Origin of the sequence: Noviherbaspirillum denitrificans (assembly GCF_002211445.1) — a bacterium.
GTDB classification, from domain to species: Bacteria; Pseudomonadota; Gammaproteobacteria; order Burkholderiales; family Burkholderiaceae_D; genus Noviherbaspirillum; species Noviherbaspirillum denitrificans.
This window is the reverse complement of the sequence record NZ_LSTO01000001.1, coordinates 3,757,441-3,773,160: the sequence shown is the minus strand read 5'-3', so window position 1 is coordinate 3,773,160 and position 15,720 is coordinate 3,757,441. Positions and strand designations below refer to the sequence as shown.

At 57.8% G+C, this 15,720-nt stretch carries 20 protein-coding genes; 12 read left to right on the top strand and 8 right to left on the bottom strand.

What is annotated here, in order from left to right:
• Positions 1-1,455 precede the first annotated feature (1,455 nt).
• Positions 1,456-1,845: a helix-turn-helix domain-containing protein gene (locus tag AYR66_RS18295; protein WP_170942199.1), complete on the bottom strand. Its 390-nt coding sequence runs from the start codon at positions 1,843-1,845 to the stop codon at positions 1,456-1,458.
• A gap of 127 nt (positions 1,846-1,972) precedes the next feature.
• Here AYR66_RS18295 and AYR66_RS18290 point away from each other — a divergent pair, with 127 nt between their 5' ends.
• From AYR66_RS18290 to AYR66_RS18275, 5 genes are all read left to right on the top strand, one after another.
• Positions 1,973-2,437, top strand: coding sequence for a hypothetical protein (locus tag AYR66_RS18290; protein ID WP_141104106.1), 465 nt, complete (start codon positions 1,973-1,975; stop codon positions 2,435-2,437).
• Positions 2,438-2,447: 10 nt separating this feature from the next.
• On the top strand, positions 2,448-2,732 hold the full coding sequence (locus AYR66_RS18285; protein WP_088708696.1) for a hypothetical protein: 285 nt from the start codon (positions 2,448-2,450) through the stop codon (positions 2,730-2,732).
• Between the two features lie 136 nt (positions 2,733-2,868).
• Positions 2,869-3,081, top strand: coding sequence for an AbrB/MazE/SpoVT family DNA-binding domain-containing protein (locus tag AYR66_RS29675; RefSeq protein ID WP_206047216.1), 213 nt, complete (start codon positions 2,869-2,871; stop codon positions 3,079-3,081).
• 96 nt (positions 3,082-3,177) lie between these two features.
• The gene (locus tag AYR66_RS18280; RefSeq protein ID WP_088708695.1) at positions 3,178-3,468 is read left to right on the top strand and encodes a nucleotidyltransferase family protein; all 291 of its coding nucleotides are present in this window, start codon (positions 3,178-3,180) and stop codon (positions 3,466-3,468) included.
• Entirely contained in the window at positions 3,465-3,848 is a 384-nt protein-coding gene (locus tag AYR66_RS18275) for a HepT-like ribonuclease domain-containing protein (protein ID WP_088708694.1), read from the top strand. The genes AYR66_RS18280 and AYR66_RS18275 overlap by 4 nt, the downstream gene beginning before the upstream one ends.
• Positions 3,849-4,176: 328 nt before the next feature.
• Here AYR66_RS18275 and AYR66_RS18270 read toward each other — a convergent pair whose 3' ends face one another.
• Positions 4,177-4,998 (bottom strand): IS3 family transposase, encoded by an 822-nt coding sequence (locus tag AYR66_RS18270; RefSeq protein ID WP_088706252.1) that lies wholly within the window; start codon positions 4,996-4,998, stop codon positions 4,177-4,179.
• Positions 4,995-5,309, bottom strand: a complete 315-nt coding sequence (locus AYR66_RS18265) for a DUF1153 domain-containing protein (protein ID WP_088706253.1) — start codon at positions 5,307-5,309, stop codon at positions 4,995-4,997. Before AYR66_RS18265 ends, AYR66_RS18270 begins: the two co-directional genes overlap by 4 nt.
• Between AYR66_RS18265 and AYR66_RS18260 the strand changes: the two genes are divergently transcribed.
• Positions 5,285-6,085, top strand: a complete 801-nt coding sequence (locus AYR66_RS18260; protein WP_088708693.1) for a LysR substrate-binding domain-containing protein — start codon at positions 5,285-5,287, stop codon at positions 6,083-6,085. The two genes, AYR66_RS18265 and AYR66_RS18260, sit on opposite strands and share 25 nt — an antisense overlap.
• A 283-nt stretch (positions 6,086-6,368) precedes the next feature.
• On the opposite strand, the gene AYR66_RS18255 is transcribed toward AYR66_RS18260, so the two are convergent.
• On the bottom strand, positions 6,369-7,622 hold the full coding sequence (locus tag AYR66_RS18255; RefSeq protein ID WP_088708692.1) for an MFS transporter: 1,254 nt from the start codon (positions 7,620-7,622) through the stop codon (positions 6,369-6,371).
• Between the two features lie 102 nt (positions 7,623-7,724).
• On the opposite strand from AYR66_RS18255, the gene acuR reads away from it, so the two are divergent.
• The 4 genes from acuR (at position 7,725) to glf (ending at position 11,286) form a co-directional block, all read left to right on the top strand.
• The gene (acuR, locus tag AYR66_RS18250) at positions 7,725-8,372 is read left to right on the top strand and encodes an acrylate utilization transcriptional regulator AcuR (protein WP_088708691.1); all 648 of its coding nucleotides are present in this window, start codon (positions 7,725-7,727) and stop codon (positions 8,370-8,372) included.
• A gap of 35 nt (positions 8,373-8,407) precedes the next feature.
• The gene (acuI, locus tag AYR66_RS18245; protein ID WP_088708690.1) at positions 8,408-9,391 is read left to right on the top strand and encodes an acrylyl-CoA reductase (NADPH); all 984 of its coding nucleotides are present in this window, start codon (positions 8,408-8,410) and stop codon (positions 9,389-9,391) included.
• 30 nt (positions 9,392-9,421) lie between these two features.
• Positions 9,422-10,000 carry a peroxidase-related enzyme gene (locus tag AYR66_RS18240; RefSeq protein ID WP_088708689.1) on the top strand — a complete coding sequence of 193 codons (579 nt, stop codon included), beginning with the start codon at positions 9,422-9,424 and terminating at the stop codon, positions 9,998-10,000.
• 134 nt (positions 10,001-10,134) lie between these two features.
• Positions 10,135-11,286, top strand: coding sequence for a UDP-galactopyranose mutase (gene glf / locus AYR66_RS18235; protein ID WP_088708688.1), 1,152 nt, complete (start codon positions 10,135-10,137; stop codon positions 11,284-11,286).
• Positions 11,287-11,297: 11 nt separating this feature from the next.
• On the opposite strand, the gene AYR66_RS18230 is transcribed toward glf, so the two are convergent.
• From AYR66_RS18230 to AYR66_RS18220, 3 genes are all read right to left on the bottom strand, one after another.
• On the bottom strand, positions 11,298-11,636 hold the full coding sequence (locus AYR66_RS18230; protein WP_088708687.1) for a cupredoxin domain-containing protein: 339 nt from the start codon (positions 11,634-11,636) through the stop codon (positions 11,298-11,300).
• A gap of 9 nt (positions 11,637-11,645) precedes the next feature.
• Positions 11,646-12,164, bottom strand: coding sequence for a DUF4142 domain-containing protein (locus AYR66_RS18225; protein ID WP_234815045.1), 519 nt, complete (start codon positions 12,162-12,164; stop codon positions 11,646-11,648).
• Positions 12,165-12,339: 175 nt separating this feature from the next.
• Positions 12,340-13,323 carry a GlxA family transcriptional regulator gene (locus AYR66_RS18220; protein ID WP_088708685.1) on the bottom strand — a complete coding sequence of 328 codons (984 nt, stop codon included), beginning with the start codon at positions 13,321-13,323 and terminating at the stop codon, positions 12,340-12,342.
• A 116-nt stretch (positions 13,324-13,439) separates the two neighbouring features.
• On the opposite strand from AYR66_RS18220, the gene AYR66_RS18215 reads away from it, so the two are divergent.
• Positions 13,440-14,075 carry a cysteine hydrolase family protein gene (locus tag AYR66_RS18215; protein ID WP_088708684.1) on the top strand — a complete coding sequence of 212 codons (636 nt, stop codon included), beginning with the start codon at positions 13,440-13,442 and terminating at the stop codon, positions 14,073-14,075.
• A gap of 63 nt (positions 14,076-14,138) precedes the next feature.
• Here AYR66_RS18215 and AYR66_RS18210 read toward each other — a convergent pair whose 3' ends face one another.
• Complete coding sequence (locus AYR66_RS18210; protein WP_088708683.1) at positions 14,139-15,038, bottom strand: YihY/virulence factor BrkB family protein; 900 nt, start codon at positions 15,036-15,038, stop codon at positions 14,139-14,141.
• On the opposite strand from AYR66_RS18210, the gene AYR66_RS18205 reads away from it, so the two are divergent.
• Positions 15,037-15,705 (top strand): isochorismatase family protein, encoded by a 669-nt coding sequence (locus AYR66_RS18205; protein ID WP_206047215.1) that lies wholly within the window; start codon positions 15,037-15,039, stop codon positions 15,703-15,705. The genes AYR66_RS18210 and AYR66_RS18205 overlap by 2 nt on opposite strands.
• Positions 15,706-15,720 lie beyond the last annotated feature (15 nt).

The window sequence follows — 15,720 nt, the reverse complement described above, 5'->3', positions numbered from 1 at the left end:
GTCCCGTAAATCCATCTCGCGCCCCCTGCGGCCCCGCTCCCCCACTCCCCGGCCTTCCGACGCCTGCCGTTCGGCCCGGTCGTTCCCCCAGAACAGCCAGTCTGTCCTCCTCACCCTGCGGTCGCGTTCGGTCGCCCTTTTCGCCGGCCAAGCCGCTACGCGTTTGGGTTTGTCCGGCTCTTTACCCCCACAACCCAACTGCCGGTCGGACGCTAACCGCCAATTCCCTTCCCCGCTGTCCTCTGGGTGCAAAGGCAGGAGGCAATTCATGCGTTGGCGGCGTTTCGGCAAGAAAGGGGAAGGCGTCCTTTCTTTCAAAAGACCCTCCAGCCTCTCGCGGGAAACCTCGGTTTTAAACCTGGTTTTCCCGATCACGGACTCGCTGTTGCCGTCAGTTGTCGAAAACCTACCCGGACCGTCCTCGCTGCTGCCTATCACCACCCATGCTCCTTGCATATGCGCTGCACAGACGATCTGCTCGCCCCCTCCCCTCCACTGAAAACCGTCGTCCCCAAGGTGGCGTGGATATTGTTGAAATAGGTCGCAGTACTCGGAATGTGCCTGCCAACACCATCTCAGGCATGACTGAAAAATGAAACTGTAGCCACAACCCCTCGTCGCCAATCTTTCGATGCTCATGCCAGTAACTTTGAATCTGTGCCGCCATTCGACGACGCCAATTAAAACCTGGCGGTTTCGGCGTATCATGGTTTACACAGCTTTATCGTACAAAGCCATATCAATCGAAAGGCCGACCATGACCGATGTGAAAAGAATTTTTGTTGCGAGTTTGCGTCTGTACTTTGCGCCACTGGTTGGCGCGCTTTCCGGTGCATATCGCCAGGTCCAAGCTGAGATGCGACGCAACCAGCGTTAATAAGTCAGGTGCTAACGCCGATCAGTAGCTGAGATAGCCGCTAGCCGAACCCGTTTGTGAGAGTTTTCGGCGGAGGGACAGGAATGGATTACGGCAGCTTTATAAGCGATTGATTTTTAAAGTACTTCACATTCGCCAATTTGATGATGTGACGCCTGTTTGTGAGAATTTCTGGCGGTAAAAAGAACTTGAGCAGTCACACAGCCTGCAGCTGCGGGAGCTTTCGTTTTCGACTCTCGGCCAACCCCAGCTCTTCAGCTGTCTCGCCGACGGCTCTCCATCGCTTCTGCCACGGTACATTTAGGAAGAAGATTTAGGGGAATACATGCCGACGAGAAGCAACAAAACACGCCCCATAACTTCTCAAAGGGTACCGGTCTCGCACGCCACGTGCCGGCTTGCATGAACTACGGGAAGCGATTGGGGGCCCAGTCAGACCGAGATCATAGAATAAGCCGTTCCCATCCTATCCCCTCGCCTACGAGCGCCGAACAGCGTCAATACGTCATCGACCACATGCTTGGTACCCGGCACAAACATGGACCGCCGGCTCACTGCCGCCTTTCCTGTGAAAGGCCTTACTTGCTTTTGCCAAGCTTTCTTTGACCGCTGCCAGGATTGTTCCCATGGACCGCGACATACGCTCGCACAAAATCAATAACGAAGCCTTGCTGCTCCTTCGTAAGGGACTTCAGCATGCTTTCAAGCTCCCTTCCATGAACAAGGGATGATTCGTCGTTTTCGTCCACAAAGTGCGAAATCGAAACATTAAATATTGCTGAAAGACGCTCGAGCTGATCGAGGCTAGGAGCGCGTAGGCCAGTTTCGAATCGCGAAATCGTCATGTCGTCCATCTCCAATTGCTCGGCAAGCTGTGCTTGAGTTAGCCCAAGTGCAGCCCGGAATTGGCGTATCCGCTTCCCGATACGTTGCGCCGTGCTCTTTGACGCACGTTTTGCTTTTGCCATTCGTTGCCTCATCATTTGAAGAGCATGAATGTTTCGGCATCGGGCGCAAAACAGGAACAACCATATAGTCTATAAACGTAGCCAATAAGGTATAATTCCGCTGAATACATTGGTTCCGGGGGGGGATGTGCAATTCTTGGTCTCAAGCACCGATTGTCGAATCGACGATGACGAAGGACTCATACACATTGTTCACGCGGACTCTGTTTCGAGCGCGATTAGGGCGTTCAAACTGCAGGTCTGCATCCACGATAAGTACGTTCGCAGCTATATCCTGGATGGTGAATTTGGCGAGCGTTTTTGGATTTTGACGGCAAAGGAAAGGCAACATTTCGAGAAGACAGGCGAATTAATTGCTACTCCAGCATTATTTCGTCGTCGGCTAACAAACTACTTTGCGAACCGGCCAGACCTTGCGACGGCTTATCTTGACTATTATTTTTCCTCTAACGACGAGCAGGAACTTGCGCCTGAACATTACTGCGAACTCGCAGAATATTTGCTCGTAACAAAAAATGAATTTATAAAAGCCCAAGCCTTGCCGCTCGATGCCATTCCGGTAATTCACCAGAGTCGGTGTTCTACTTCATAGAAAGAATCAGATGGCTCGGTCGCTCAAGGGCAGCACGTTGAATCAACATTTGAACAACTGCGCTTTAATCAAAATGAATGAAGCCAACGTTTTAATGCTAAACGCGCAGAAAAAAGTTCTTCTGCATTCGCTGCAGACCGGAGATTTTGCGCGACTACGAGAGCTGTTTGATTGTCACATCAGATCGATTGCTCAGCTAAACAAGCTTGAGCGTGTGAACATTGATGAACTGAGTGATGCCGCGTTGAAGAAAGTAGTTATAAAGTATCTAGATGACGAGATGATGTCAGGATAATCGCCACAACTATTCCCGGCGACTGAAACCGTTTCGGAGTCAAGAACGGTATAACATTGAGCACATAGCAAACATTTCGAAATCGGTTTGATTGCTACTAGGAATCGGTTTAGATTCAATAACTTGGACGTTCAACATGAGCTGGCAAACAACGATTCAAGCGCCGTGCGACGGAAGCGGCGGCCAAATACTTTTGCTTCCCAAAGAGCTGCTCAACGAAATGGGATGGGCAGCAGGCGATAATCTGAGCGTTACTATCCGTAGTGAAGCTGGCGAAATAGTCCTGCGAAGAATGGGCGAGATTAATCAAAGACAGTTTGATGAAATGCGGGCGAGGGGCCGTCGATAATTTCTAGGTGCAATAGTTTGAACTGAATTTGGCGCGCTGCAGTACCGCTTGCTGGTCGCATTAATGTCATTCCGGTGAATCCTGTAGATTCTCGCCATGAAACCGTCCGTCGCCCTCCAGTCTCACTGTCACGTGATTCGTCGCATCGTGGAGTTGCATCGCGACCGCAATGTGCGGGCATTTGGCTCAGGGATTCACGGCAACGATACGGACGGCAGCGACCTTGATCTGCTGGTTGACTCGACGCCAGACACCGCATTAATGGATGTGGCGGCGATTCAGGTCGAGCAGGAAGAACTGCTTGGAGTGACGGTAGACGTGCTGACGCCGAAAACGTCGCCAGAAAAATTCCGTGGGGCGGTACTGGCGGACAGGGTGCATGTATGACTAGGAACGCATCGCGCGTGCCGGATTATCTGGAGCACATCCAGCAAGCCATCGAGCGCATCCGGCGCTACACGGAAGAGATGGATGAAACTGCATTCCTACAAAACGAGATGGTGCAAGACGCGGTAATCCGCAACATCGAGATCGTCGGCGAAGCGGCAAACAATATTGGAAAGTGCGACCCCGATTTTGCCGACCAGCACAGCGATTTTCCATGGACAGTGATTTACGCTTTGCGCAACCACGCGTCGCAGTCGTACCTAAAAATTGATCTGGAGATCGTCTGGAAGACGATCCAGACGGAACTCTCACCAATGCACCAGCAGGTGGTCAAGTTGCTTCAATTTCGGCAAAACAGACATCCAGCACCGAAGCCCTAATTCAAAAAATCTTGGTCGGCGACTAGCTTGCCTCCATTATCAACGGCTACGGTTTGTCTGGCGGAACGAAACAGGAAGGGATAAGTCGCTTGGCGATGAGTCGAACTGGCTTGTCCGCGCTGCCTGGGCTCACTGGAGCCGCATTTGCCGGCGCCCCCCAACGTAGTGAGGTTTATGTCGATCACCGACAAGTGCTCATCGGCATTTATTGGCCCGATTCGCCTCGCCTATATTCGGTCTGTCGCAAGTCCGGGAGATCTGACATTACACCTATAATGTCGACGAGGCCTTATCCCCCGATGTAATGACCCAGCGAAACCTGCACAGGTTAGGCTGCTAAAGCGAATACTTCAGCAGGTGTCTTCATTCCCAGCGCCTGGTGCGGACGTCGAGTGTTATAAAAGCCAATCCAGTCAGCAATGACCCGGCTGGCATGCTGCAACGTCTCGAAGCGCTGCCGATGTACGCATTGCTCCTTCAACGTCCTGATCACGCGCTCGATCATGCCGTTCTGCTCGGGACAGTGCGGCGTGATGAACTCCTGTCTCAACCCATAGCTGCGTACCAAGGCGGTATAGCTGCGACTGGTGAAGACCAGGCCGTTATCTGAACGAAGCAGAAACGGAGATTGCACTCGCCCCAATGTTCCGTAGCGCGCGATCAATGCCTGTTCCAAGGCTGATTCAGCCGTCTTGGCCTTACCGGATCGGGATAGATGCCAACCCAGCAGTTCACGGGTATGGCAATCAATTACCAACGCCAACACGGCCCACCCATCACGCCCGGCCCAGACTCGACACAAGTCGGTGGCCCAGCGCTCGTTGGGACGTTGCGCTACGGACGGCAAGGCTTGTATGCGTGGTCGAAAACCGATCGGCCGCTTCTTGACCTGCCAGCCCATCAACTGGAAGATCCGCTGCACCGTGTTCTTGTTGAAGTCCAGCAGGTGCGCCACCGTGCGATAACCGAAGGACGGGTTCTCTTCGATCATCGCCTTGATCGGTTGGGCAAAGCAGGTCTGCACCTTCGGCGAGCCCTTGACCGGCTTGTAATAGACCGTGCGACGCGGCACCGCAAACCACTGGCAGATCTTGCTGATCGAGACGTCAAAACCGTCCTGCTTGAGTCCCTGGCGGATCGTCTCGATCACTTCTCGTCCTCGCCCAGCAGGGACTGCAATTTTTTTCTGGCGCGCAGCTCCAGCATTGCTTCACCGTACGCTTCCTGCAGTTCCTTGATCTGCCGCTCGTACTGTTCCTTGATATCCAGCGGCTTGGCTCTCAGAGCGTTCTCAAGACCCTTGCGGCCTTCTTCCACCCATTCCTCGACCTCAGATGGGGGCAAGTCGTACGTCCGGCTCGCCTCCGCTACGCTGGTCTTGCCCTGGATGATCTCGGTCACCAACGCCGCTTTACGCTTGGCTGTCCATCGTTTGAATTCTTCTTCCATTACCGTGCTCATGTGACTTCCTTACAGAATTATCACCTGAGCAGGTTTTCAGTGGGTCATTACAAGCCGGCGAAGTCCTACGACGTACAGCGGAACAATGTGAGCCGCTTTTTGCCGAGGCTGAGCGACGCATTGCGGGAGGCGACACTCGGCTGGCTGGCAGTCTGCAAATTTCAACTGGCTTCGTCATCGCGCAGCACTTGTTGCCGCCGACTCTTGCCGCCTTCCGAAGTCAATACCCGGCTATTGAGGTTGAGATTCAAACTGCACGAGAGCAGGTTGACTTGGCACGTCGTGATGCAGACATCGCAATTCGTTTTGCTACTCGTGTTCCGGACTATCTTGTCGGACGTAAACTGGGAAATATTCGGTTTCGCATCTATGCATGGAACGATGCGCCGTTCCTTCTACCATCAGATAAAGGATCGGTAACTCGGAGTATCGATTATCTTGTAGGCGCCTATCCCTGGATCTGTTTGGGGCGAGATGCACGCGAAAGGCCTTACGACCGCTGGATGCACAAGCATGTGCCGGACTCATCAGTGGTTATGAGGGCAGATCACTTCCCAACGTCATTAGCCCTTTTGCGGGCGGGTTTGGGAGTGGCGTTATTGCCAGAGTTTATGGCTTATGGGATGAATGATCTTGTGGCCCTGTCAGCCCCGATCGACGAGTTGGAAAGCCCGTTATGGATACTTACGCATCCAGATCTTCGTAATACGGCACGGGTTCGAGCATTCACGCAAGTTGTGGGGGCTGCATTGGAAAACCTGCTAAGTAAGTTGTGATGCCGTACCGGAGGTGTTCTCTGGTTAATGACATTGCGAGCCGCGTCCCGCCGCTAGAAAAGCCAAATGAGGTGTAATCTCGAACGTCAGCTACGGGGAGGCTCCGGACGTCCTCAACGAAAAGCTCAACGCCCGCGTCCACTTCGCATCGGGACTTCAAGCACGATTACTTATTGATGGCAAAGAGGTGGAAACGAACGCACACTTGCACCGGTTGAATTCATTCCAAGTTTTTGTCGATCAGCGCGGCACACTCGTGGCAACGTTGCAGTAGCAACAGAACCTACCCACGCACCGGCACGGAAGCCGACATCAAAGTAAACCCCTTCAACGGCAGCCGCATCGACACACCAGCCGCAATCAAAAGAAGAGCCCCCGAGCTTCCAAACGCAACCCAGTGCGTGCCGAAGTGTTCAAACCCCCAGCCCCCAAGCCAGGAGCTGAGCATCGCGCCGATCTGATGTCCCAGGTACGCCGTCCCGTACATGACCCCGACCAGCCGCACACCATAGATATCTGCAAGGATGGCCGATGAGGTGGCGATGCTGCCGGCCCAGACCATGCCGCCGATCGCGGCGGCGATGTACAGCTCCCAGTGCGTACCCACGAGGAGCAGGGCAAAGAATCCGAGGCCCCGCACGAAGTAGATCGCCCCGAGGATATTCCGGCGCGGCGTGCGGTCCGAAATCCTGCCCAGGACCAGCGTTCCGAGAATGGCGACAAGGCCGATGATCCCGATGCCATAGGAGCTCGTCATTGCGTCAAAGCCGTGGTCCATCAGCATCGGCACGCCATGCGTGCCCAGCAGGTTCATGCTGAATCCACAGGCAAAGAGTCCGAGCACGATTTTCCAGAATGGCGAGGTGCGCAGCGCGGCGGCGAAGGTGAGGCTCGCGGGTGCCGTCCGGGACGCTTGCGCTTCGGCGTTGATCTGTTCGGGCAGCAGGTCTGTGTTCGGCGGCGCGTCGTCGCGGATGATGAACAGCGCGGCGGGCACCGTGACCAGGGCGAATGTGACAGCGAAGCCCATCAAGGTCTGCTGCCAGTTCAGCCATTTGATGGACAAGGTGAGGACCGGCGTCAGGACGGCCATGCCGGCCATCGACCCGGTCGAGAGGAAGAACAGGGCCATGCCGCGCTGGCGGGTGAACCAGCGGCTGATCACCGGTGTCAGGGCAACCGGACTGGTGAAGCCGAGGCCGAAAGACATCAGCACGCCGAATGCGAGCAGGAAGGAAGCCGGTGTGCGGGCCGTGACCGTCCAGACGGTCGACAGAAACACGATCGCCGTGCCGAGCAAGAGCACGAAGCGCGTCCCGTAACGTCCGACCAGGTAGCCGGCAAGCGGCATCGCCAATCCGTAGCACAGCATCCCGATGGCGATGATCGTTGCCAGCAGACTGCGGCTGAAGCCGAGGTCTTCCACCATCGGAAGGAAGAAGGGGCCGATGCCGAGGCGCATGCCTACGGTCAGCATGGTCAGCAGGGTGGCGGCGGCAACGATGTTCCAACCGAAGTACCAGGAGCTGCGCGTCATCTCGATATGGGCAGGGATCTTGGCGGCCTCGACCCCATAATTTAGTAGACAGTCGTCTAATTTTAGCAAATAATTAGACCGATCGTCTAATTATTTGCCGTCATGGATACATCAACCACCAGCCCGCGCCGGCGCGGAAGGCCGCCCAAGGATGCCGCCGGTTCCTATGCCGAAACCCGTTCGCTGCTCGTCAGCACCGGGCTGGCTGTGCTGACGGAAAAGGGCTACTCCTCCGTCGGTATCGATGAAATCCTGCGCATGGTCGGCGTCCCCAAGGGCTCTTTCTACCATTACTTTTCGAGCAAGGAAGCGTTCGGCCAGGTGCTGATCGCGGCCTATGCGGACTACTTTGCGCGCAAGCTCGACCGCTGCTTTCTCGACACCTCCCGCACCCCCTTGCAGCGCCTTCGTTATTTTGTCCAGGACGCCAAGCAAGGCATGGCGAAGCACGGCTTCCGACGTGGCTGCCTCGTCGGCAACCTGGGGCAGGAGATGGCTGTCCTGCCGGAGTCCTTCCGGCACCAGCTCGCCGATGTCTTCCGGGATTGGCAGCAACGCACAGAACGCTGCCTGAAGGAAGCGCAGCAGACAGGCGAGATCGGCCAAGCGCTCGACTGCGCGCAACTTGCCGAGTTTTTCTGGATCGGTTGGGAAGGCGCGGTGCTCAGGGCCAAGCTCGAGCAGCAGGCCGTGGCGCTCGATATTTTTGCCAACGGGTTTTTCAAGCTGGTGGAACAGCGCGGTCGCTGAGTTGTTCCGCATTTCTACATTTGGAGGAGCACACGATGTTCAAAGGAATCCTGATTGAGAAAGACGACGCGGGCTACCGTGCAGCCGTGAAGGAAATCGACGAATCGCAGCTGCCCGAGGGGAACGTCACCGTTCGCGTCAGCCACTCGACACTGAACTACAAGGATGGCCTGGCCATTACCGGCAAGGGGCCGGTGGTGCGCAAGTTTCCGATGGTGCCCGGCATCGACCTGGTTGGCGTTGTCGAGGAAAGCACGCACCCTGAATACAAGGCCGGGGACGCCGTCGTGCTGAACGGATGGGGTGTCGGCGAAGCGCACTGGGGTGGACTGGCGCAGAAGGCGCGCCTGAATGGCGACTGGCTGGTGCCGCTGCCTTCGACGTTTTCGCCGCAGCAGGCGATGGCGATCGGTACCGCCGGCTATACCGCGATGTTGTGCGTGCTCGCGCTTGAAAAGCATGGTGTGCGGCCTGCGGATGGCGAAATCGTCGTGACCGGTGCGGCGGGCGGTGTGGGCAGCGTCGCCGTCGCTATCCTCGCCAAACTCGGGTATACGGTGGCCGCCGTCACCGGCCGTCCGCATGACGCTGACTACCTGAAGTCCCTCGGCGCGGCGGAGGTGCTGGACCGCTCCCTGTTCGCTTCCCCGGGCAAGCCCCTGGGCAAGGAGCGCTGGGCGGGCGCCGTCGATGTCGTCGGCAGTCACGTCCTTGCGAACGTCTGCGCGACGACGAAGTACCGCGGCGTGGTGACCGCATGCGGCCTGGCCGCGGGCATGGATTTCCCCGCCACCGTCGCGCCGTTCATCCTGCGCGGTGTCACCCTCGCGGGGATCGACAGCGTGATGTGCCCGCGCGCCGACCGGCTGACGGCATGGCAACGCCTTGCTACGGACCTGGATATCAGCAAGCTGGGCACGATCAGCCGCGAAGTCGGACTGGACGAGGCGATCCCTCTCGCCGCCAGCCTGCTAAAGGGTGAAGTGCGCGGACGCGTCGTCGTGGATGTGAACAAGTAAATAGCGTCTTATCGATCAAAGGAGAGAAGCATGACCCAAGCAAACCAGCCGGCGGTGAGCCGTTTCCCGGTCCCCGAACTGAAGGACATTCCCGAAGACATCCGGAACCGTATCCTCGCCGTCCAGGAAAAATCCGGCTTCATCCCGAACGTTTTCCTGACGCTCGCGCATCGCCCCGATGAGTTCCGTGCGTTCTTCGCCTATCACGATGCGCTGATGGACAAGCCCGGCAACCTGACCAAGGCAGAGCGGGAAATGATTGTCGTGGCGACGAGCAATGCCAACCAGTGCCAGTATTGCGTGATTGCGCACGGCGCCATCCTGCGCATCCGCGCCAAGAACCCGCTCATCGCCGACCAGGTCGCCGTGAACTATCGCAAGGCCGACATCACTGACCGCCAGAAGGCGATGCTCGATTTCGCGATGAAGGTGTCGCAATCCTCGCACCTGGTGGGAGAGGCTGATTTTGAAACGCTGAAGTCGCACGGATTTAGCGAAGACGACATCTGGGACATCGCCGGCATTTCGGCGTTTTTCGGGATGTCCAATCGCCTGGCGAATGTCACGAGCATGCGCCCGAATGCGGAGTTTTACGCGATGGGCCGGTAGAAGAGACTGTCCTTCAACGGATGAAGAAAGGGTACGCGGGTCGCACCCTTTTTTGCACTGTGACCCGATATCCATCAAATTCCCCGGAACGAACTATCAGACGGAAAGGAACTCGTATCTGAGGAGGAAAAAAAATGAAGAAGATTGCGGTTGCGGGAGCAGGATTCTCGGGCGCAGTCATCGCTCGCGAACTGGCGCAGGCGGGGTATCGGATCGAGGTGTTCGACGCACGGCCCCATGTCGCCGGCAATTGTCATACGGCGCGCGACGCCGGGACCGGCGTAATGACCCATGTCTACGGGCCGCATATTTTTCATACCAGCAATGAAAAGGTATGGAACTACGTCCGTCAATTCGACGAGTTCATGCCGTTCACGAACCGCGTGAAGGCGGTCACGAACGGGCACGTCTTTTCGATGCCGATCAACCTCCTGACCATCAACCAGTTCTTCGGCAAGACCTTTTCTCCAAAAGAGGCAGAATCCTTCCTCGCGTCACTGGGCGACCAAAGCATCACCGATCCCCAAACCTTCGAGGAACAGGCCTTGCGCTTCGTCGGGCGCGAACTGTATGAAGCCTTTTTTCACGGCTACACGAAAAAGCAGTGGGGCATACATCCGTCCGAACTTCCCGCCAGCATCCTGCGCCGGCTGCCGGTCCGCTTCAACTACGACGACAACTATTACGCCAGTACTTTCCAGGGCATGCCGAAGAATGGCTATACCGAAATCGTGGCGCGCATACTCGACCATCCCCACATCAAGGTCCATTTGAATACGAAGTTTGAGCGGAGCATGGACGACGGCTATGACCACATCTTCTACAGCGGGCCTGTCGACGCCTGGTTCAAGCACAGCGAAGGCCGCCTGGGTTACCGCACACTCGACTTCGTTCCGGAGCGTCATCGCGGGGATTACCAGGGCAACCCGGTAATCAACTACTGCGACGAAGCGGTGCCATGGACGCGCATCTCCGAGCACAAGCATTTCTCGCCCTGGGAATCGCACGACAATACGCTCATCTTCAAGGAGTACAGCCGCTACTGTGAAGAAAGCGATACGCCTTACTATCCCATCCGGCTGGCGAAGGAAAAGTCGCAGTTGCGACGCTATGTCGAACTCGCGAGCGAAGAAAGAAAGGTCACCTTCGTCGGGCGCCTCGGCACCTACCGCTACCTCGATATGCATGTGACGATAGCCGAGGCGCTCGACGTGGCGGAACGCTTCCTCGCCTGTCGCGCTTCGGGGCAGAAGATGCCGTCGTTTGTCGTGAATCCGCTCGGATAGCGCCAACCCGTCTACTTCACGACAAGCTTGCCTGTCATCGTCTTGTGCAGCGTGCATTCGTAAGGGAAGGTCCCTGCCTTCTTCGCGACAAACTTCCAGCTTCGATCCGGCTTGATCTCTCCCGAGTCAAAGCCGCTTCCGCCAACCGCAGTCGCCGTATGCGGATACGGGTCCTTGTTTTTCCAGATCACCGTGTCGCCGGGACGAACTTCGAGTGTCGCCGGCGCAAACTGCATGCCCTCGATCACAACCGTATGCTCGGCCGCTTTCGCCGCGACGCTCGCCACCAGGAACAGGCCGGCGAGCACGCAGATTTTCGCCAGGCGCCGGCGACGATGCTTGTTGTCCATGGCCGCACGTTACTTCATCGAAGACTGCAGATGCTTCGCATGTTCCAGGTGGGCCACGAACGCCGGGCGCACCTTTTCCAGCGTGGCCTTGAGTTCGGCGTTCTTCGCGTTCGGAATCAGCGTCTTGTCGAGCGCATCGATCACGGCCTGGTGATAGGTCACTTCATGCGCGATATACGCGCTGTCGAATTCCTTGCCCTTCAGGCCTTTCAGCTTGGCCATATTCGCATCGCCGCCTTCCTTGAGGCTCTTGCTGGTGTCGCTGTCTTCCGGCGTGACCTTGAGCTTCTTGACGAGCGCCGTCGCCTGCTTGTTGACGCCGGTGTGGTCGGTCACCATCTGCTTGGCGAAGGCTTTCACTTCCTTGTTGCCGGACATTTTTTCGGCCAGCTTGCCGGCATCGATATCGACGGTGTTGGCGGTCACGACAATGCCGGCGATCTGCGCGTCGTTCGGCGCGGATGATTGCGAGAAAGCAGGCGCTGCGCCGCATGCAAACAGCCCGGCGATGGATAAAGCGATCGTCATCTTTTTCATGGTGATACTCCTTGTCAGCTGTCTGTCGTCGATGTGGGACGCGTTTTCCGGGAGGCAGGGGCGCGTTCCATCCGTCGGGACAGGCCATGCGCGGTGGACGCAGGTTTTCTGTCCCGATGCCCATTAGATGAAACGCCGTCTTGCGGCGTTCCGGGAAACGGCAGTCTTAGCGTGACTGAGGCGTCGAATTGGCCCTGAATTGCTTGCGGTAGTCCGACGGCGAAGTGCGCAGCGCTTGCCGGAAATGCTGCCGCAGGGAGAGTGCGGTGCCGAATCCCGCCGCTTGCGCCACCACTTCAATCGATGCATCGCTGCTTTCAAGCATCCGCTGCGCATGCGCCATCCGCTGGTTCAACAGCCACTGCTTGAACGACGTGCCGGTGGTCTGGCGAAAATGGCGCGTGAAGTTGCGACGGCTCATGGCCGCGCGTTCGGCGAGCGCATCGATGCTGTGCGCCTGTTCCAGGTGCTGCGTCACCCAGTCGAGGACCTGCGCGAAACGGCCGTCGCTGCTGGAGACCGGTAGCGGCCTTTCGATGAATTGCGCCTGTCCGCCTTGCCGGTGCGGGGCAATCAGCAGCCTGCGTGCCATGCGGTTGGCCGCCTCGGCGCCCAGGATGCGGCGCACGAGGTGCAGGCAGCAATCCAGGCCGGCCGCCACGCCCGCCGAGGTCAGTACATCGTCCTCGTCCACATACAGGACTTCCCGGTTGACTTTCACCTTCGGGTAACGCTCTGCCAGCTTGTCTGTGGCCACCCAGTGCGTCGTTGCGGCCTTGCCGTTCAGCAGTCCGGCTTCGGCAAGCGGAAACGCGCCGAGGCAAAGGCCCATGACCCTGGCGCCGCGCGCATGGGCGCGACACAGCGCATCGAGCAGGGACGACGGCGTGCTGCGAAGGTCGTCGTGCCACGACGGCATCACGACAATATCCGCGTCGTCGAGCCCAGCCAGGCCGTGCTCCGCGACAATCGCGAACCCGGCCGAGGTGCGCAGCGGCGCATCCTCCACCGCGCAGACGCGCACGTCGAACTGCGGCGCCGGGCCGCTGCCAAAAACCAGGCATGGCACCGAGAGGTGGAAGGGCGTGATGCCGTCGAACGCGAGGACGGCAACCTTGAGGGGGGCGTTTTGGGCAGTCAGGGCAGGCATGGCCCGATTATATCGAATAACGTCCTTCGGGCCACTCGTCGTTTTCCTCCGCAATGGCGAGAATGCAGCCATCGAGACAACTTTTTTGCTGCCACACTTGATCAAAGGAGAACACCATGCCCCAAGCCCCGCGCCGTGCCCTGCTCGTCATTGATGTGCAGAACGAATACGTGACCGGCAACCTGCGCATTGAATATCCGCCGGTGGAGACATCCCTGCCCAACATCGGCCACGCGATGGATGCTGCCAGCGCGGCCGGGGTGCCGGTTATCGTCGTCCAGCATGACGCCCCCGAATCTTCTCCGGTATTTGCCAAGGGATCGCCGGGATGGCAGCTGCACCCGGTCGTTGCCGAACGCGATGCCACCCGCCACATCAACAAGACCATGGCAAGCGTATTCACGGGTACGGACCTGCGGCATTGGCTCTCTGCCAATGCCGTCGACACCCTCACGATTGCCGGGTACATGACGCACAACTGTGATGCAGCGACCATCTACCACGCGGCGCACGACGGACTGAAAGTGGAATTCCTGTCCGATGCGACGGGCGCGCTCCCTTACGAGAATGCCGGCGGTTGCGCCAGCGCTGAAGAAATCCACCGGGTTTTCTGCACGGTGTTCCACTCCAACTTTGCAGCGGTAACGACGACCGGGGATTGGGTCGCCGCCGTACGTGAAGGACGTGCACTCGCGGCGGACAACGTCTACCTGTCAAACTTGCGCGCCAGGGACGTCAAGGCGGCTGCATAAAGCGCCCAACGCGAATCGGTAAAGGACGCGGGGTGGACAGGCTGGAACTGCTGTCCATCCCTTTCAATCGGTACGCAAGGATCGCAACCGCTCCCCGGACGTTCCCCGGCTGATGCGTTCATATTCGGAAATCACCTGGGCGCCGAGCAACAGCACGGTGGCACCGATCTCCAGGCTCAGGAGCACGACGATGGCGGTCGTCAACGAACCGTAGACCTTGCTGACTTGCGACAGCGTGGCGAAATACCAGACCAGTATGTGCCGGGTAATCTCCCACAGGAAAGTCGCCACGGCTCCGCCAATCAAGGCATGTCGCAACGACAGGCGTCCGACCGGCATGACCATGTACACGGAAGTGAGGACGAGGATTTCCCCCGCCACGCCGAGCAGGTAGAGCAGCATGCCGGAGACACCGCCGAGCGACCAGCTATGCCCGAGGAAATGGATGCGCTCCTGCCCCATGGCTTCCAGCGCGCCGGCGACCAGGGTCACCACCAGCGTGCCGACACCGAGAAAGAGGATGTAGCAATACGGGAGCAGCGCCGATACGAGGAAATGACGCCTGTGGATGGCAACGCGGTGAAAGAAGATCACCGACAGCGCATTCTCCAGCACCGTGAACGCGAGCGAGCTGAAGAAGACCAGCGTCGCCAGCAAGAACCAGCCGACGACACTGCTGTGGTCCATGAAGGTCGCGAGCTCGCTGGTGATTGCTTTCGACTGGCCGGGAATGAGCCATTCCAGATAACGGGAGATGGTCTCCAGCAACTCCGCCTGCCCGATTACATGCGAGAGCACGATGACGATCAGGATGAGCAGCGGCACGATGGACAGCAGCGCGTAATAGGCGACTGCACCGGCCAGCAACAAACCTTGATTGGCCTTGAAGGCCTTGAGTGTACGGATGGTAAAGGCGCCGGGATGCTTCAGGATGTCCCGGGCGTGATGGCCGAAGGTGTCCATGCTGATTGGAGGAGGTTTGCCGACGTGGTCATGCCATCCTCGCACCGCCGGGGCGAGCGAGTTTGATTTTTATACAGGTAAAATCGCCGGTGACTATCTTGACGGCACCAGCAATCAAAAAATCATGCGAATTAACGTAGTGGAGTCCGTGGTTCTCGTTGTCGATCTTCAACAGCGCCTATTGCCTGTCATTAACGGTGGTGACGCCGTCTTGGCTGAAGCGATGTGGATTGTCGACGTCGCACAAGCGATCCACGTTCCCGTGCTTGCGACAGAGCATTGTCCCCGCAATATCGGACTGACAGACCCAGTCCTGCGCTCGCGTCTTCCTGCGGACTGCATTGTGGAGAAGACACATTTCTCCGCCGTTACCGAGGGTACCTTGCTTCAGGCCCCCGGCGCCGACCGACGCCAGTGGATCGTTGTCGGTACAGAGGCCCATGTCTGTGTCCTGCAGACGGTACTCGACCTTCTTTCTGCAGGAAGGAAGGTATTCATCGTCGACGAGGCTGTCGGTTCACGGCGCCCGCGCGACAAGGAATTGGCACTGCATCGCATGCAGCAAAACGGTGCCGAGATCGTCAGCCGCGAAATGGTCGCCTTCGAGTGGCTGGAATGTGCGGAGAATCCTGCATTCCGGGATGTGCTCCGGCGGTTTATCCGCTGAGTTGCCGTGCCTGGC

Excerpts from the sequence above, each read along its gene's own strand:
- AYR66_RS18295 (WP_170942199.1), bottom strand. The coding sequence starts at position 1,845 with ATGGCAAAAGCAAAACGTGCGTCAAAGAGCACGGCGCAACGTATCGGG.
- AYR66_RS18285 (WP_088708696.1), top strand. The coding sequence starts at position 2,448 with ATGGCTCGGTCGCTCAAGGGCAGCACGTTGAATCAACATTTGAACAAC.
- AYR66_RS29675 (WP_206047216.1), top strand. The coding sequence starts at position 2,869 with ATGAGCTGGCAAACAACGATTCAAGCGCCGTGCGACGGAAGCGGCGGC.
- AYR66_RS18280 (WP_088708695.1), top strand. The coding sequence starts at position 3,178 with ATGAAACCGTCCGTCGCCCTCCAGTCTCACTGTCACGTGATTCGTCGC.
- AYR66_RS18275 (WP_088708694.1), top strand. The coding sequence starts at position 3,465 with ATGACTAGGAACGCATCGCGCGTGCCGGATTATCTGGAGCACATCCAG.
- AYR66_RS18265 (WP_088706253.1), bottom strand. The coding sequence starts at position 5,309 with ATGAGCACGGTAATGGAAGAAGAATTCAAACGATGGACAGCCAAGCGT.
- AYR66_RS18255 (WP_088708692.1), bottom strand. The coding sequence starts at position 7,622 with ATGACGCGCAGCTCCTGGTACTTCGGTTGGAACATCGTTGCCGCCGCC.
- acuR (WP_088708691.1), top strand. The coding sequence starts at position 7,725 with ATGGATACATCAACCACCAGCCCGCGCCGGCGCGGAAGGCCGCCCAAG.
- acuI (WP_088708690.1), top strand. The coding sequence starts at position 8,408 with ATGTTCAAAGGAATCCTGATTGAGAAAGACGACGCGGGCTACCGTGCA.
- AYR66_RS18240 (WP_088708689.1), top strand. The coding sequence starts at position 9,422 with ATGACCCAAGCAAACCAGCCGGCGGTGAGCCGTTTCCCGGTCCCCGAA.
- glf (WP_088708688.1), top strand. The coding sequence starts at position 10,135 with ATGAAGAAGATTGCGGTTGCGGGAGCAGGATTCTCGGGCGCAGTCATC.
- AYR66_RS18230 (WP_088708687.1), bottom strand. The coding sequence starts at position 11,636 with ATGGACAACAAGCATCGTCGCCGGCGCCTGGCGAAAATCTGCGTGCTC.
- AYR66_RS18225 (WP_234815045.1), bottom strand. The coding sequence starts at position 12,164 with ATGACGATCGCTTTATCCATCGCCGGGCTGTTTGCATGCGGCGCAGCG.
- AYR66_RS18220 (WP_088708685.1), bottom strand. The coding sequence starts at position 13,323 with ATGCCTGCCCTGACTGCCCAAAACGCCCCCCTCAAGGTTGCCGTCCTC.
- AYR66_RS18215 (WP_088708684.1), top strand. The coding sequence starts at position 13,440 with ATGCCCCAAGCCCCGCGCCGTGCCCTGCTCGTCATTGATGTGCAGAAC.
- AYR66_RS18205 (WP_206047215.1), top strand. The coding sequence starts at position 15,037 with ATGCTGATTGGAGGAGGTTTGCCGACGTGGTCATGCCATCCTCGCACC.
- AYR66_RS18210 (WP_088708683.1), bottom strand. The coding sequence starts at position 15,038 with ATGGACACCTTCGGCCATCACGCCCGGGACATCCTGAAGCATCCCGGC.